The following is a 14,818-nucleotide window of genomic DNA, read 5'->3' on the forward strand; positions in this document are numbered from 1 at the left end:
TCCGATCGCGACCGAACGCTCAACGTGGCTGTCGATTTCACGCGAAGCCGCACGCCTTGGCTGCGGCGTCGATCGTCCTTGCCGGTGATCGAAGCGGATCGCCGAAGGTCGCGGCTTGACCGCGCGACCGGCATCGGCATCGTGCCGCGACACGATATGACGAGGCACCAATGAGTTATCCGATCGATCGCCGTGCGCTACTGGCCGGCGCCACGCTAGGTGGGCTGACGCTTGCCACCGCCGAGGCGCAGACGCCGGCGCGCCGCGCCGGGGCCGCGCCGGAGATATACGAGCTGCGCACCTATCATCTCGTCAACGGACCGATGCGCGCGCGGCTCGACGCCTATCTGCGCGATGCCTTCATCCCGGCGGCGCGGCGTGCGGGATGTGGACCGATCGGCGTCTTCACGGTCAGCGTCGGGCCGGCGAGCCCCAGCGTGCTGGTGCTGATCCCGCATCCCACGCTGGCCGATTTCGCGGCGCTGCCGGCGCGGCTCGCCGCCGATGCAGGCCATGCGAAGGCCGGTGCAGCCTTCCTCGACGCCACGCCGGACGCGCCCGGCTTCGCTTCGCTCGACGTGAAGCTGATGCGCGCCTTTCCGCACATGCCGCGCATCGAGGTGCCGGCGGGCAAGGCCGAACGGCTGTTCGAGCTGCGCACCTATTTCAGCCCCAGCGACAAGGCCGGAGCGACCAAGGTCGCGATGTTCGATACCGGCGGCGAGATCGAGATTTTCCGGCGGACCGGACTGACCCCGGTCTTCTTCGCGCAGGATTTGACCGGCGAGCGACTGCCGAGCCTGACCTACATGCTCACCTTTCCCGACCTGGCGACACGCGAGCGCAACTGGCGAACCTTCGGGTCCGATCCGGCGTGGAAACGCCTGATCGCCACGCCGGGGCTGACCGATCCGGAGATCACCACCGGGATCGACAATCGCATCCTCGGCCCGACGTCTTATTCGCAGATCTGACGCACGGGGTAAGCGTGGAGCGCGGTGGTCAGCCGCGCGCCGGGCTCAGGCGCTGCGCCATCGCCCGCTCGACCGGGGTAAGCCCCGCGAGCGGATCGTCGTTGATGCGGCGCTTGGGCGTCGGAGCCGATTTGGCGGTGCCGAACAGGCTCAGGGTCTTGCGGTTCATGTCCATCCTCTGGGTGGCGGCGCGGCGTGCACCGACATGTCAGGAACCGGAATGTTCGGGCTTGGTTCCAAGCGGGGCACGAGGGAGCAGACGATGGACGACGACCGCTACAGGCACGATCTGGAAGAGGCGCAGCTCGCGCTGGTCGAGGCGCAACTGGCGGCGGTCGCGGCAGGCGAGCGGGTGGTGATCGTGCTGGAGGGGCGCGACAGTGCCGGCAAGGACGGGGCGATCAAGCGGATCGTCGAACATCTGTCGGTGCGCTTCACGCGCGTCGTCGCGCTGCCCAAGCCGTCGGACCGGGAGCGGACGCAATGGTATTTCCAGCGCTATGTCGCGCATCTTCCCGCGGCAGGCGAGATCGTGATCTTCAACCGTTCGTGGTACAATCGGGCTGGCGTGGAAGTGGTGATGGGCTTCTCGACGCAGGCGGAACAGGCCGAATTCCTGCGCGACGCGCCCGATTTCGAGCGGATGCTCGTCGAAAGCGGCATCCGGCTCATCAAATTATGGCTCGACATCGACAAGGACGAGCAGGAAAAACGCCTGAAGGCGCGCCGCACCGATCCGCTGAAACAGCTCAAGGTGTCCGACATGGACAAGGTCGCGCAGGCGCGGTGGGACGACTATACGGCGGCGCGCGACACGATGCTGATGCGTACCCACACGCCGCTGGCGCCATGGGTGTGCGTACGTGCCGATCACAAGAAGGCGGCGCGGATCGCGGTGTTGCGCCATCTGGTGCACCGCATCGCCCCGGCCCGGATCGCGCAAGACGTGCCGGTCGCGGACCCCAAGGTGCTGTTCACGTTCGAGGGGGCGGCGCTGGAGGACGGGCGGCTGGCGCGCTGACCTGATTGGCGCTACGTCTGCGGCGCATGGCAATCCTGTGCGTCCTCGGGCTTCATCGCTGGGCCGGCAAGCCGACCGCGCGCGCGGGCACCACCGTCTATCGCTGCGCCGCCTGCGGCACCCGGCTGGTGCTGCACGGGCATCGCACACGCTGGCGCAAGCGTGGCTGGCTGGCGGGGGCGCTGCTCGTTTCGGCGGCGCTTTGGTTCGTCAGCTACAATCTGATGTTCCACGGGCGCACCCGCGTGCTGCACACCGCGTCCGCGGCCGCACGCAAGGCGGAGATCGCCGCGTCCCGGGGGCGTGCGGCGATCCACCGCGCGCAAGGGGATAGCGGCGCTTATGTCGACGGGAACGACCCGAAGTAAGACGCCTCGTCAGTGCGATGAGGCGGCTGCCGCGCCGATCCCGGTTTCGGCGCGGACATGCTGCGCGGCATAGCCGCCGCGATCCACCGCCGCACGGCCGCTGCGGTCGAGCAGCGACACCAGCCAGATCGTGATGAAGGCGGCGGGCATCGAGAAGATCGCCGGTGACGAATAGGGGAAGATCGCCGCCGGATAGCCCAGCACCTTCTCCCACACCGCCGGTGACAGCACGGTCAGCACCACCGCCAGCACCAGCCCGAGCGTCCCGCCCGCCACCACGCCGCGCGTCGTGCAGCCCTTCCAGAACAGCGACAGCAGCAGCACCGGGAAATTGCCGGACGCCGCCACGGCGAAGGCAAGACTGACCATGAAGGCGACGTTCTGCTTTTCGAAGATGATGCCGAGCAGGATCGCGACCATTGCGAGCACCAGCACCGTTCGCCGCGACACGCGCAGCTCGGCGGCTGGGTCGGCGGCGTCCTTGCGCAGCACGGTCGCATAGAGGTCATGGCTGACCGCCGACGCACCCGACAGCGTCAGCCCGGCGACCACCGCGAGGATCGTCGCAAAGGCCACCGCCGAGATGAAGCCGAGGAACAGATTGCCGCCCACCGCATGGGCCAGATGGATCGCGGCCATGTTGCCGCCCCCCAGCAAACCGCCGGTCGGGTCGAGATAGCGCGGCGCGGTCGCGACCAGCACAATCGCGCCGAAGCCGATGATGAAGGTGAGCAGGTAGAAATAACCAATCCAGCCGGTCGCCCACAGCACCGATTTCCGCGCCGCCTGTGCATCGGGCACGGTGAAGAAGCGCATCAGGATGTGCGGCAGCCCGGCGGTCCCGAACATCAGCGCCAGGCCGAACGACACCGCGGATACCGGGTCCTTGATGAAATTGCCCGGCCCCATGATCGATCGCCCCTTGGCGACCGCCCCGGCAGGATCGGCACCGGCCCCGGCGGCGAGATCGGTCTTCACCTGCACCGCGCGCGCGAACAGCGCCTCAAACGAAAAGCCGAACTGCGCCAGCACGGCGAGCGCCATGAACGTGGCGCTGCCCAGCAGCAGCACCGCCTTGACGATCTGCACCCAGGTCGTCGCGGTCATGCCGCCGAACAGCACGTACAGCGTCATCAGCACGCCAACGATCACCACCGCATATTCGTAGCGCAACCCGAACAGCAATTTGATGAGCTGCCCTGCGCCCACCATCTGCGCGATCAGGTAGAAAAGCACCACCGTCAGCGTGCTGATCGCGGCGAAACTGCGCACCGGGGTCTGCGCGAAGCGGAAACTGGCGACATCCGCGAACGTGTAACGGCCCAGATTGCGCAACCGTTCGGCCATCAGGAACAGGATGATCGGCCAGCCGACGAGAAAACCGATCGAATAGATCAACCCATCATAGCCGTCCGCGAAGATCTGCGCCGAAATGCCGAGGAACGACGCCGCCGACATGAAGTCGCCCGCGATCGCCAACCCATTCTGGAAGCCGGTGATTCCGCCGCCGGCGGTGTAGAAATCGCCGACCGTCCGCGTCCGCCGCGCTGCCCAGCGCGTGATCCCGAGCGTGAGCAGCGCGAACGCCGCGAACATCAGGATCGCGGTCCAGTTCGTCGCCTGCTGCACGCTCTGTCCGGCCAGCGCGTCGGCGAAGGCCGGCGCGGGCACAAGAACGGCGAGCACGACAAGCGCGAGCGCGTGCCGCCTCATGCGTCATGCTCTGCGCGCAACGCCGCGACCAGCGGGTCGAAATCGCGCGCGGCGCGGCGGACATAGACACCGGTGAGCAGGATCGCGAGCACGATCACCGCAAAGCCCAGCACGATCCCGATCGAGGTAACGCCCGCGCCGATCGGCTGCGCCAGCAACGGCTTGTCGAACGCGATCAGCAGGATGAAGCCGAGATAGGCGACCAGCATCACCCCGGTCAGCGCCCAGGTGAATCGCCCACGCCGCCGCACCAGTTCGCGATACCGTGGGTCCGCCGCCACCCGCGCCGCCTTCGCGTCGTCCATCCCCGCCCCCGTCTGTTTGTTGCCGCTACCATGCAGCAATGCGGACCGGGCGCAAGGGCGTGATTGCGCTTACGGCAGCTTCGGCGCAGCGGCGTCGGTCATGCGGACGGGGAGGATACGGCCGTCGCTCGCATAACGAAGCCGGTCGATCGCCACCTGGCGCTCACCGGCGAACGGCGCCGGGCCGCGCGGGTTCTCCCAGCGGTGGTACACGATCAGCCACTTGCCGGCGGGGGTCTTCACGAAGCTGTGGTGCCCCGGCCCCTTGCGGGTCGCGTCGCTGGTCAGGATCGCGCCGCGGTACCGCCATGGGCCGGTCGGGGACGGCGCGGTTGCGTAATGGACCGAATAGTCCGCGGCGTTGAAGCGGCCGTGGCTGTACGACAGGTAATAGATGCCGTCGCGTTCGTGCATGAACGCCCCCTCGGTGAACTGCGGGGGTGTCGCCACCGGCACCTCGCGCGCCAGGCCGACCATGTCGGGGGTCAGTTCCCACACGCGCAGCTTCGCGCCCGCGCTGCCCCCGGCGTAGAGATAGGCCTTGCCGTCCTTGGGATCGACGAACACCATCGGGTCGATCGCCTCGAACCTTTGGCCGCCGGTCACCAGCGGGCGACCGCTGTCCCGATAAGGTCCGTCGGGACGATCCGCGACTGCGACGCCGATCCGGCTGGGAGTCGGGTTCTGCGGGCCGACCGAGTAATAGAGATACCATTTGCCGCCGCGCGTCGCGACGCCGGGCGCCCACAGGAAATGCTCGCGCGCGCCATCCGCGTCGATCCATGCGATCTGATCGCGGCGGATCAGCTCCCCCCGCGGTCGCCACGTCTTCAGGTCGCGCGACGAGAAGGCGCCGAAGCGATCCGCGGCCCAGCTACCGCCCGGCCCGCCGGTCGGGAACACCCACAAGTCGCCGTCGATCATCATCGCATGGGGGTCCGCGCCCTGGAATTGCGGATTGTCGGCAAGCGCCGACGAAGCGGTGAGCAGCAGAGCGGCGGCGAGGGCGTGGCGTAGGTTCATCGGCAAATCATAGGATAATTCCTCGCCTTTGCCGATAGTTGAGTTGTATGCCCCATGTGGGACCTTCGATAAGAGAGGAGAGGAAACGATGAACAGGCGGCTCCTGACGATGCTGCTCGCCGTCGCTGCGACCGGCGTCGCTTTGCCCGCGGACGCCCGCGCGCGTTGGAGCGAGGCGCAGGCCAAGGCATGGTATCGCGCGCAGCCGTGGCTGGTCGGCGCGAACTACACCCCCGCGTCGGCCATCAACCAGCTGGAGATGTGGCAGCGCGACACATGGGACCCACAGGCCATCGAGCGCGAGCTTGGCTGGGCGCAGGGCATCGGGATGAACACGATGCGCGTCTTCCTCCACGATCAATTGTGGCAGCAGGACGCAGCGGGCTTTCAGCGGCGGATCGACGAATTCCTCACGATCGCCGCACGCCACAAGATCAAGCCGCTGTTCGTGCTGTTCGATAGCTGCTGGGACCCCGATCCGAAGCTCGGACCGCAGCATCCGCCGATCCCCGGTGTCCACAATTCGGGCTGGGTCCAGGGTCCCGGAATGCCGGGGCTGCGCGACAAGCGCCGCTACCCGGCGTACAAGGCCTATGTGCAGGGCGTGATCGGCGCGTTTCGCGACGATCCGCGCGTGCTGGGCTGGGACGTATGGAACGAGCCCGACAACAACGCCGACCAATATAAAGGGCAGGACGGCAAGGAGCCGCTGGTCCGCGCCTTGCTGGCGCAGGTGTTCGTGTGGGCGCGGGACGCCGATCCGTCACAGCCGCTCACCTCGGGCGTATGGCAGCATGACGACTGGAGCCCGCGCGGCGGAAAGCTGACCGCCATGGAGACGTTGCAACTCGGCCAGTCGGATGTGATCTCGTTCCACGATTATAGCTGGCCCGAGACGTTCGAGGCGCGGGTAAAGCAATTGCTCCCGTATCGCCGACCGATCCTGTGCACCGAATATATGGCGCGCGGCAACGGATCGACGTTCGACGGATCGCTGCCGATCGGCAAGCGCTATGACGTGGCGATGATCAACTGGGGGTTCGTCGACGGCAAGACGCAGACGCGGCTGCCGTGGGATAGCTGGAAAAAGCCCTATGTGCTGGAAGAGCCGGTGATCTGGTTCCACGAGGTTTTCCGCAGCGACGGCACGCCATATCGGTCGGCGGAAACGGATCTGATCCGGTGGCTGGCCGGCACGCCGCGCGAAGTGGCGCCCGCCGTGCGCTGATCCCCCTGAAATCACCGAAACCGTAAGGAAAAAAGCCGATCGCTTCTTACCTGCCTTATGACAAATTGACTGAAATTATATAATTGCCGGTCCATGGTCATGTCATGGCGCGTCTGATCGCCCGTCTGCGGGAGCTACGGCATTCCGATCACCGCATCACGCCGCAGGTGCGCGCGGCGCTGGTCGGGTCGCTGTATGCCTCCACGCAATCGCTGGTGATCGGCGCGCTGACCAGCACGACGATTGCCGCGGTGGTGGCCTGGGCGACGCGCGATGCGTGGCTGGCGGTTGGTGCGGCGACCATCGGGCTGATCGGCGCGCTGCGGATCGTCGACGTTCGACGCCCGCAGCGCGCAAGCCCCGATCCGGGCACGGCCGCGGTGCGGCACGAGATCGGCTACCGGGTCGGCGCGCTGGCCTATTCGGGGATGCTCGGGCTGTTCGGCTTCCTGACGCTGACGCGCAGCGACGACGGTGTGTGGTGCAACTGCTCGCAGTCACCACCGCGATCGGCTATGCCGCCGGGATCGCAGGGCGCAACGCCGGGCGACCGCGGATCGCGCTCGCGCAACTCTGCCTCGCGTCGCTGCCGCTGTCGGCGGGATTGCTGGTCGGGTTCGAGCCGCTGAAGCTGGTGCTGGCGGTGGTCATCGTGCTGTTCGTCATCGCGATGATCGACATCACGCTGCAGACGTATGCCGCGCTGCTGAAGGCGACGCTCGTCAGCCACGAGAATGCCGCGCAAGCGCGCCGCGACGACCTGACCGGCATCGCGAACCGCACCGCCTTCCGCGAGCAGTTCGAGGAGCGGTTGCGGACGTTGGCCGATCGCCGCGGAAAACTGGCGCTCTACTGGCTCGATCTCGATCGCTTCAAGGAAATCAACGATACGTTCGGGCATCTGGCGGGCAATGCGCTGCTCGCCGCGGTCGCCGGGCGGCTGCGCGCGCATTTCGATCAGGACAGCGTCGTGGCACGGCTGGGCGGCGACGAATTCGCGATCCTCTGTCCCGTGGAGGACCAGCAGGAAGCCGCGACGACCGGGGCGGCGATCCTGGCGCTGGTTCGCCGGCCGGTCGCGCACGATGGGCACAGCCTGCGCACCAGCGTGTCGATCGGTGTCGCGATCGCGCCCGAGAACGGGGACGAGGCCGACACGTTGCTGAAGAACGCCGATCTTGCGCTCTACCGCGCCAAGGAGAGCGGACGCGGGCAATTGTATTTCTACGAACCGGTCATGGACGAGAAGATCGAGCGGCGTCGCCAGCTCGACTATGAGCTGCACGGCGCATTGGAGCGCGGCGAATTCCACCTGCTGTTCCAGCCGATCTTCGATCTCGCGGCGACGCGCGTGCTGTCGTGCGAGGTGCTGCTGCGCTGGACCAACCGTCATCACGGCGCCGTGTCACCGACAGAATTCATCCCGATCGCCGAGGACAATGGCCTGATCGACGCGATCGGCCATTGGGTGCTTTACCAGGCGTGCGAGGTGGCACGCGGCTGGCCGGCCGACGTTTCGATCGCGGTGAACCTGTCGCCGATCCAGCTCCGCGCGACGCGCCTGCCGACCGTGGTGCTCGACGCGCTGAACACCAGCGGATTGCCACCGGAGCGGCTCAACCTCGAAGTCACGGAAACGGTGCTGCTCGAGGATGTCGAGGCGTCGCTCGCCGCGCTGGAGGCGCTCAACCGCTTGCGGGTGCGCACCACGCTCGACGATTTCGGCACCGGTTATTCCTCGCTCAGTTATCTCACGCGCTTTCCCTTCCAGACGCTCAAGATCGATCGCTCTTTCGTCACCGATCTGGAACGCAGCCCGGCCTCGATCGCGATCGTCCAGACGATCGTCGATCTCGGCGCGCAACTGGGGATGCGGACGATCGCCGAGGGCGTCGAGACGCAGGCGCAGCTCGACCAGCTACGCCGCACGCGCTGCGACGCGGTGCAAGGCTATCTGCTCGGCCGCCCGATGCCGGCCGCCATGATCTCCGCCATGTTGGCCGGCAAAGGGGACGAGGCGACCGGCTGACGTTCAGCCGGGCATGATCAGCGCGCCTTTTCCAGCAACCGCTCCTGCGCACTCACCAGCCGCCGCATCAGCTTGAGGTCGCCCTCGCCCAATCGCAGCGCCGCATCGGCCCATAGCTCGACCACCGCCTCCAGCTCGCCGAGCGTCAGCGGGTTCACCGCGCGCGACGCTTCGTAGATTGCGGCATGGGCGCTGTGGCGGCGACGGTTGGCGCGGATGTAATCCTCCACCACCTTCCGGCCGGTGCCCGGCTCCGCCAGCGCGTGGACAAGGCCCATCTCGTACAATTCCTCGGCACGATAGGTGCGCCCGCTGAGGATCATCTGCTCGGCGCGCGCCGCGCCCAGCCGACGCGACAGGAAGCAGTGCGCGCCCATGCCGGGGAACAGCCCGAACAGGGTCTCGGGCAGGCCGAACCCCACGCCGCGCTCCGCGACGACGACGTTGAACGACATCAACGCCTCGAACCCGCCGCCCAGCGCATCGCCTTCGACCAGCCCGATCGTCACGATCGATCGCTCCAGCCCGAGCATGTTGCGGTGGAGGATCCGCACGCATGCCTTGCCGTAACGGACCAGCGCCGCCCGATCGCGCGCGCGGATCAGTTGCGCAAACAGATCCAGGTCGCCGCCAAGCGAGAAGACACCTGGGAAACGCGAGCCGAGCACCAGATAGCGGATCGGCATCGCGCCGCTGCCATGGGCGATGTCGATATCTTCCTGCCACTGCATGAAGTCGTGGAGCAAGGCGGGGTTGAAGCTGGGCCGCACGCGCGGGCGCATGTAGGTCCACAAGGTATCCAGCGTCGGGTCGAAAACGGCCTCCAGCTGGTCGAAGGCGAACAGGGCGCGTGCGTCAGATGCCGCCGCGGCAATCGTGGCTTGATGGATGGTCATTGCGACTTCCTCTTTCCTGACAGCGGCTTGCTGTCGGTTAAGGATAACTCACCACGGCTTTGCTGTCGGTGTCGAAGCGCCGCTGGTCGCCGCAGCCCAGGCATGGCATGGCGCGAACATGACGCTCTCGCCGCGCATCCTCGTCGACGCCGATGCCTGCCCGGTGAAGGAGGAGATCTACCGGGTCGCCTATCGCACTTCGGTGCCGGTGGTGATCGTCAGCAACGCCCATCTGCGCATCCCCGCCCATCCGTTGCTCTCGCGGGTGGTGGTCGACGACGGCTTCGACGCCGCGGACGACTGGATCGTGGCGCAGGTCGATGCCGCATCGCTGGTGGTCACCGCCGACATCCTGCTCGCCGACCGCTGCCTGAAGGCCGGCGCGGGCGCGGTGATCGCGCCGACCGGCCGCCCGTTTACGACCGCCTCGATTGGCAATGCGGTGGCGGTGCGCGCGATCATGAGCGACCTGCGCGCCGGCGGCGACCGCATCGGCGGCCCGGCACCGTTCAGCAAGGAAGACCGCTCGCGCTTCCTGTCGGCACTGGACGCGGCGATCGTCCGGGTGCGGCGGCAGCCGCACGCCTGATCGGGCGGAACACATCGTCAACGCGCCCTTTCGCTGCGCCGCACGCGCGCCCATATTGCCGCGCATGGCGATCCAGATCCGCACCAATCTTGCCGAACCCGAAACCGATGCGGCGTTCGTTCCGCACCGCCCCGCCCGTCCCGAAAAGGTCGAGGGCGGCCGGCCGTTCAAGCTGGTCAGCGACTATCAGCCGTCGGGCGATCAGCCGACCGCGATCCGCGAACTGGTCGACACCGCGCGGGCGGGCGAGAAGAACCAGGTGCTGCTCGGCGTCACCGGCTCCGGCAAGACCTTCACGATGGCCAAGGTGATCGAGGAAATGCAGCGCCCCGCGCTGATCCTCGCGCCCAACAAGATCCTCGCCGCGCAATTGTACGGCGAGTTCAAGTCGTTCTTCCCCGACAATGCCGTCGAATATTTCGTCAGTTACTACGACTATTACCAGCCCGAAGCCTATGTCCCGCGCTCCGACACGTATATCGAGAAGGAATCGAGCATCAACGAGGCGATCGACCGGATGCGCCACTCGGCGACGCGCTCGCTGCTCGAACGCGACGACGTGCTGATCGTCGCTTCGGTCTCGTGCCTGTACGGCATCGGCTCGGTCGAAACCTATTCGGCGATGATCTTCGACCTGAAGAAGGGTCAGAGCGTCGATCAACGCGAGATCGTCCGCAAGCTGGTCGCGCTGCAATACAAGCGCAACGATGCCGCGTTCCAGCGCGGCAACTTCCGCGTCAAGGGCGACAACCTCGAAATTTTCCCGTCGCACTATGAGGACAGCGCGTGGCGCGTGTCGTTCTTCGGCGACGAGATCGAGGAGATCGTCGAATTCGATCCGCTCACCGGCAAGAAGTCGGCGAGCCTGAACTCGATCCGCATCTACGCCAATTCACACTATGTCACGCCCGGTCCGACGATGAAGCAGGCGACCGAGGCGATCAAACACGAGCTGTCGGAACGGCTCAAGGAACTGGAGATCGAGGGCAAGCTGCTCGAACGCCAGCGGCTGGAACAGCGCACCAATTTCGACCTCGAGATGATCGCCGCGACCGGCAGCTGCAACGGCATCGAGAATTACAGCCGCTTCCTGACCGGCCGCCTGCCCGGCGAGCCGCCGCCGACGTTGTTCGAATATCTGCCCGAGAACGCGCTGTTGTTCGTCGACGAGAGCCACCAGACGATCGGCCAGATCAACGGCATGTCGCGCGGCGACCACCGGCGCAAGATCACGCTCGCCGAATATGGCTTCCGCCTGCCCTCGGCGATCGACAACCGCCCGCTCCGCTTCAACGAATGGGACGCGATGCGCCCGCAGACCGTCTGCGTCTCGGCGACGCCGGGCGCGTGGGAGATGGAGCAGGCCGGCGGCGTCTTCGCCGAACAGGTGATCCGCCCCACCGGGCTGATCGACCCGCCGGTCGAGATCAAGCCGGTCGAGGAACAGGTGCAGGATCTGATCGTCGAATGCGGCAAGACCACAGCGCTCGGCTATCGCACGCTCGTCACCACGCTGACCAAGCGGATGGCGGAGGACCTGACCGAATATATGCACGAGGCGGGGATCAAGGTCCGCTACATGCACTCCGACGTCGAGACGCTGGAGCGCATCGAACTGATCCGTGACCTGCGGCTGGGCGTGTATGACGTGCTGATCGGGATCAACCTGTTGCGCGAAGGGCTCGACATTCCCGAATGCGGGCTGGTCGCGATCCTTGATGCCGATAAGGAAGGCTTCCTGCGCTCCGAAACCTCGCTGATCCAGACGATCGGGCGCGCCGCGCGTAACGTCGACGGGCGTGTGATCCTCTATGCCGACCGCATCACCGGCAGCATGGAGCGCGCGATGAACGAAACCGCGCGCCGTCGCGAGAAGCAGGAGGCGTATAACGCCGAGCACGGCATCACCCCGACGACGGTGCGCAAGAACATCGGCGACATCATCGCGCATGTCGCGTCGAAGGATCAGGTGACGGTCGAGATCGACGAGGATCGGCCGCACATGGTCGGCCACAATCTGCGCGCGTACATTGAGGAGCTGGAGAAGAAGATGCGCAAGGCCGCGTCCGATCTCGAGTTCGAGGAGGCCGGGCGGCTGCGCGACGAGATCCGCGCGCTGGAGCAGGAAGAGCTCGGGCTGCCGGTCGAGCAGCAGAAGCTGCCGATCATGGGGCGCAGCAACGAGGGCAAGCCGGGCACGCGCAAGACGCGCTTCGGCAAGACGCAGCGGAAGTTCGGGAAACGGTAGGGCTTGCCGCTTGCGTACCCCGGCGCAGGCCGGGGTCCAGTTGGGGGACGCCTGAAGAAGAAGCGCAGCGGCGGTCGCGCTGGAATGCGGCGACGTTTCGTAGCTGGACCCCGGCCTTCGCCGGGGTGACGATTGAGGACAAAGCGGCGCAATGGTGCGTGATCCCAATCACTCCCGGTTCAGCCGCCCGCCCCTATATCCCACACCATGTACGCGCAGCCTTCCCGCGAACGGATCGCTCCGGCGCTCGCCGCCGCGGCGGTGAGCGCGGCGCTCGGCTGGGCGTTGTTCGTCGGGCTCGCCGGCGCGCCGCTCGCGCAGCGCGTCGAGGAAGGGCTGGCGGTGTTCCGGGTCGCGCCCCCCGCGCCGCCGCCCGTCAAGGTCGTGCCCAAGCGGACGCACACGTCGCGCCCGTCGGGCCGCGCCGCGCCACCCAGTATTCGCTCGCAGGCGACGCAGGTCGCCGCGCCAAAGCCGATCGTCGTCGTGCCGCTCCCGCCCCCCGCCGATCGCGGTCGCGCTCAAGCCGTTCGCGGGCAATGAGGCGACGCAGGGCGCGACCAGCAAGGTCGGGCCCGGCACCGGCGCGGGCGGCGTCGGCGACGGGACCGGCAGCGGCGGCTGGGGCGATGGTGACGGTGGCCCGGGCGAGGAGACGCCGCCGATCTGGAAACGCGGGCGCCTGACCGACGCCGACTATCCGCGCGACATCGGCGACGCGGGCTTTCAGGGGACGGTGGCGGTCAAGTACCTGGTCTGGAGCGACGGCCGGGTACGCGACTGCCGCGTCACCAAGAGCAGCGGCAATGCGACGCTCGACGCGACAACCTGTCGGCTGATCCAGCGGCGCTTCCGCTACGATCCGTCACGCGATGCGGAGGGTCGCCCTGTCCCGGCGTGGATCGTCGAGAACCATGAATGGATCATCGTGCCGGAGCCCGCGACCGATCGGTGAAACCGTCATCCCTGACCTAAAGTCGGGATCCCGCTTTTTCCTTGGGCCGCTTTGATCGGCCGACATACACGACGTCATCGCGAGCGTAGCGAAGCAATCCAGCGCCGGATCAGGACGCCCTGGATTGCTTCGCTACGCTCGCAATGACGGACGGATTGCAGGCTGCAATCCCGCAATCGGTCAGCGATCCTTGGCCGGCTCCGCATCGGTCGTCTGCGGTGGCGGCGTGCTGTTGCCCTTGTCGGGCGCATCCGGGTCGGTCAGCAGTTCCTCGACCGCTTCCTGCACGTCATTTTCCTTACGCTCGCTCATCGCTCCGCTCCTCATGCGATATTCAAATTCTCGCCCTGCACCTGATAGTAACTGGCGACGCGGTCGGCATAGGCCTGATCGAAGACCGGTGCGTTGTTCGCCCAACTCGGGCCGCCCTCCAGCAGGCGCCGGTCGATCGTCACGACGTAACGATCCCGCACCGGATCGAATTGCAGCAGCGAGAAAGGCAGCGGGTAATAGCTCTTCCCCATGCCGAGGAAGCCACCGAGGCTGAGCACCGCATGGGTAGCGCGCCCGGTCGACTTGTGGACCATGAACGCCTGCACGGTGCCGAGATGGTCACCGTCGCGCGTGTCGACCTTCATCGTGTCGCTGAGGTTGGCCTGCACCAGGATCTGGGTCGGCGCGTCGTCGGCCATGGCGGGATTCTCCTATGTTAAGCGATCTCGCGCGGTGAACCGTCGTGCCGGTGCGGCGGTTCCGGGCGGAGCGGTTGAGCGCGCGGCGGTGATCCGTCATAGCGTCGCGGGTGACCCGTCATCTTTCTTCGCTGCCGCTCGCGCTGCTCGTGCTGGGGAGCGCCGCCTGCGTCCCGCGCGCCGTGCCACCCGCACCCGTCGCTCGGACACCCGCACCCGCGCCCGCGCCGGAACCGCTTCCCGCCCCGGCACCGGTCGCCGACTGGCAGGACTGGCCGTGGACGCCGGGCGCGTGGCGCTACGTTCGCGATGCCGCCGGCCCTCGCGCCAGCTATGGGGTGACCGGGCAAGCGCCCGCGGCCGAGCTGCGCTGCGATCGCGCCGCCCGCGCGCTGCTGCTCTCGCGCCCGGGGAACGATGCCGCGCCCTTCACGATCCGCACCAGCGCCATGACCCGCAATGTTGCGACACAGCCCGCTGCGGGCGCGGTGCCGCAGGTGGTGGCGCGCTTCGCGCTCGACGACCGGCTGCTCGATGCGATGGCGTTCACGCGTGGGCGCTTCACCGTCGAACAGCCGGGCGCGGCGCCGCTGGTGCTGCCGCCCTGGGCGGAGGTGGGCCGGGTGATCGAGGATTGCCGCGGCTGAGGCATTTGCGGCGGGCGCGAAGTCGCGGATGTTCGTCCTAAACGGGACGCATTACAAGTCTTGTATCCTCATCGCTTGCCCCTCACATTGCGGGTGCGGCTTACGCGGTCGCAACTGTTATCAACCAGCG

General features: G+C 67.2%; 18 protein-coding genes. 11 read left to right on the top strand and 7 right to left on the bottom strand.

Features of this window, described 5'->3' with window-relative positions; genetic code table 11:
• The first annotated feature begins 170 nt into the window (after positions 1-170).
• Complete coding sequence (locus PGN16_RS08035) at positions 171-974, top strand: NIPSNAP family protein (RefSeq protein WP_335308894.1); 804 nt, start codon at positions 171-173, stop codon at positions 972-974.
• A gap of 28 nt (positions 975-1,002) precedes the next feature.
• On the opposite strand, the gene PGN16_RS08040 is transcribed toward PGN16_RS08035, so the two are convergent.
• The gene (locus tag PGN16_RS08040) at positions 1,003-1,143 is read right to left on the bottom strand and encodes a hypothetical protein (protein WP_335308895.1); all 141 of its coding nucleotides are present in this window, start codon (positions 1,141-1,143) and stop codon (positions 1,003-1,005) included.
• A 93-nt stretch (positions 1,144-1,236) separates the two neighbouring features.
• Between PGN16_RS08040 and ppk2 the strand changes: the two genes are divergently transcribed.
• Both ppk2 and PGN16_RS08050 read left to right on the top strand, forming a co-directional pair.
• Positions 1,237-1,995 (top strand): polyphosphate kinase 2, encoded by a 759-nt coding sequence (gene ppk2, locus PGN16_RS08045; protein WP_335308896.1) that lies wholly within the window; start codon positions 1,237-1,239, stop codon positions 1,993-1,995.
• A 26-nt stretch (positions 1,996-2,021) separates the two neighbouring features.
• Positions 2,022-2,363, top strand: a complete 342-nt coding sequence (locus tag PGN16_RS08050; protein WP_335308897.1) for a hypothetical protein — start codon at positions 2,022-2,024, stop codon at positions 2,361-2,363.
• Positions 2,364-2,372: 9 nt separating this feature from the next.
• On the opposite strand, the gene PGN16_RS08055 is transcribed toward PGN16_RS08050, so the two are convergent.
• The 3 genes from PGN16_RS08055 to PGN16_RS08065 all read right to left on the bottom strand — a co-directional run bounded on the left by PGN16_RS08055 (position 2,373) and on the right by PGN16_RS08065 (position 5,404).
• The gene (locus PGN16_RS08055; RefSeq protein WP_335308898.1) at positions 2,373-4,076 is read right to left on the bottom strand and encodes a cation acetate symporter; all 1,704 of its coding nucleotides are present in this window, start codon (positions 4,074-4,076) and stop codon (positions 2,373-2,375) included.
• Positions 4,073-4,381 (bottom strand): DUF485 domain-containing protein, encoded by a 309-nt coding sequence (locus tag PGN16_RS08060; protein ID WP_335308899.1) that lies wholly within the window; start codon positions 4,379-4,381, stop codon positions 4,073-4,075. Before PGN16_RS08060 ends, PGN16_RS08055 begins: the two co-directional genes overlap by 4 nt.
• A 69-nt stretch (positions 4,382-4,450) precedes the next feature.
• Entirely contained in the window at positions 4,451-5,404 is a 954-nt protein-coding gene (locus PGN16_RS08065) for a family 43 glycosylhydrolase (RefSeq protein WP_335308900.1), read from the bottom strand.
• Between the two features lie 88 nt (positions 5,405-5,492).
• Here PGN16_RS08065 and PGN16_RS08070 point away from each other — a divergent pair, with 88 nt between their 5' ends.
• The 3 genes from PGN16_RS08070 (at position 5,493) to PGN16_RS08080 (ending at position 8,661) form a co-directional block, all read left to right on the top strand.
• Positions 5,493-6,632 carry a 1,4-beta-xylanase gene (locus PGN16_RS08070; protein ID WP_335308901.1) on the top strand — a complete coding sequence of 380 codons (1,140 nt, stop codon included), beginning with the start codon at positions 5,493-5,495 and terminating at the stop codon, positions 6,630-6,632.
• 104 nt (positions 6,633-6,736) lie between these two features.
• Positions 6,737-7,261, top strand: coding sequence for a hypothetical protein (locus tag PGN16_RS08075; protein ID WP_335308902.1), 525 nt, complete (start codon positions 6,737-6,739; stop codon positions 7,259-7,261).
• A gap of 41 nt (positions 7,262-7,302) precedes the next feature.
• Positions 7,303-8,661, top strand: coding sequence for a putative bifunctional diguanylate cyclase/phosphodiesterase (locus tag PGN16_RS08080; RefSeq protein ID WP_335308958.1), 1,359 nt, complete (start codon positions 7,303-7,305; stop codon positions 8,659-8,661).
• Positions 8,662-8,678: 17 nt separating this feature from the next.
• Here the strand turns inward: PGN16_RS08080 and PGN16_RS08085 are convergent, their stop codons facing one another.
• Positions 8,679-9,557 (bottom strand): crotonase/enoyl-CoA hydratase family protein, encoded by an 879-nt coding sequence (locus PGN16_RS08085; protein WP_335308903.1) that lies wholly within the window; start codon positions 9,555-9,557, stop codon positions 8,679-8,681.
• A 118-nt stretch (positions 9,558-9,675) separates the two neighbouring features.
• Between PGN16_RS08085 and PGN16_RS08090 the strand changes: the two genes are divergently transcribed.
• The 4 genes from PGN16_RS08090 to PGN16_RS08105 all read left to right on the top strand — a co-directional run bounded on the left by PGN16_RS08090 (position 9,676) and on the right by PGN16_RS08105 (position 13,349).
• On the top strand, positions 9,676-10,146 hold the full coding sequence (locus PGN16_RS08090) for a YaiI/YqxD family protein (RefSeq protein ID WP_335308904.1): 471 nt from the start codon (positions 9,676-9,678) through the stop codon (positions 10,144-10,146).
• A gap of 64 nt (positions 10,147-10,210) precedes the next feature.
• Positions 10,211-12,394, top strand: coding sequence for an excinuclease ABC subunit UvrB (gene uvrB / locus PGN16_RS08095; protein ID WP_335308905.1), 2,184 nt, complete (start codon positions 10,211-10,213; stop codon positions 12,392-12,394).
• Between the two features lie 207 nt (positions 12,395-12,601).
• On the top strand, positions 12,602-12,937 hold the full coding sequence (locus PGN16_RS08100; protein WP_335308906.1) for a hypothetical protein: 336 nt from the start codon (positions 12,602-12,604) through the stop codon (positions 12,935-12,937).
• Between the two features lie 193 nt (positions 12,938-13,130).
• Complete coding sequence (locus tag PGN16_RS08105) at positions 13,131-13,349, top strand: energy transducer TonB (protein ID WP_335308907.1); 219 nt, start codon at positions 13,131-13,133, stop codon at positions 13,347-13,349.
• Between the two features lie 180 nt (positions 13,350-13,529).
• On the opposite strand, the gene PGN16_RS08110 is transcribed toward PGN16_RS08105, so the two are convergent.
• Entirely contained in the window at positions 13,530-13,661 is a 132-nt protein-coding gene (locus PGN16_RS08110) for a hypothetical protein (protein WP_335308908.1), read from the bottom strand.
• Between the two features lie 11 nt (positions 13,662-13,672).
• A complete protein-coding gene (locus PGN16_RS08115; RefSeq protein ID WP_335308909.1) occupies positions 13,673-14,041 on the bottom strand; it encodes a PRC-barrel domain-containing protein in 369 nt (122 codons plus the stop codon).
• A gap of 110 nt (positions 14,042-14,151) precedes the next feature.
• Here PGN16_RS08115 and PGN16_RS08120 point away from each other — a divergent pair, with 110 nt between their 5' ends.
• Complete coding sequence (locus PGN16_RS08120) at positions 14,152-14,688, top strand: hypothetical protein (RefSeq protein WP_335308910.1); 537 nt, start codon at positions 14,152-14,154, stop codon at positions 14,686-14,688.
• Positions 14,689-14,818: the final 130 nt, after the last annotated feature.

Origin of the sequence: Sphingomonas phyllosphaerae, from assembly GCF_036946485.1 — a bacterium.
GTDB classification, from domain to species: domain Bacteria; phylum Pseudomonadota; class Alphaproteobacteria; order Sphingomonadales; family Sphingomonadaceae; genus Sphingomonas; species Sphingomonas phyllosphaerae_E.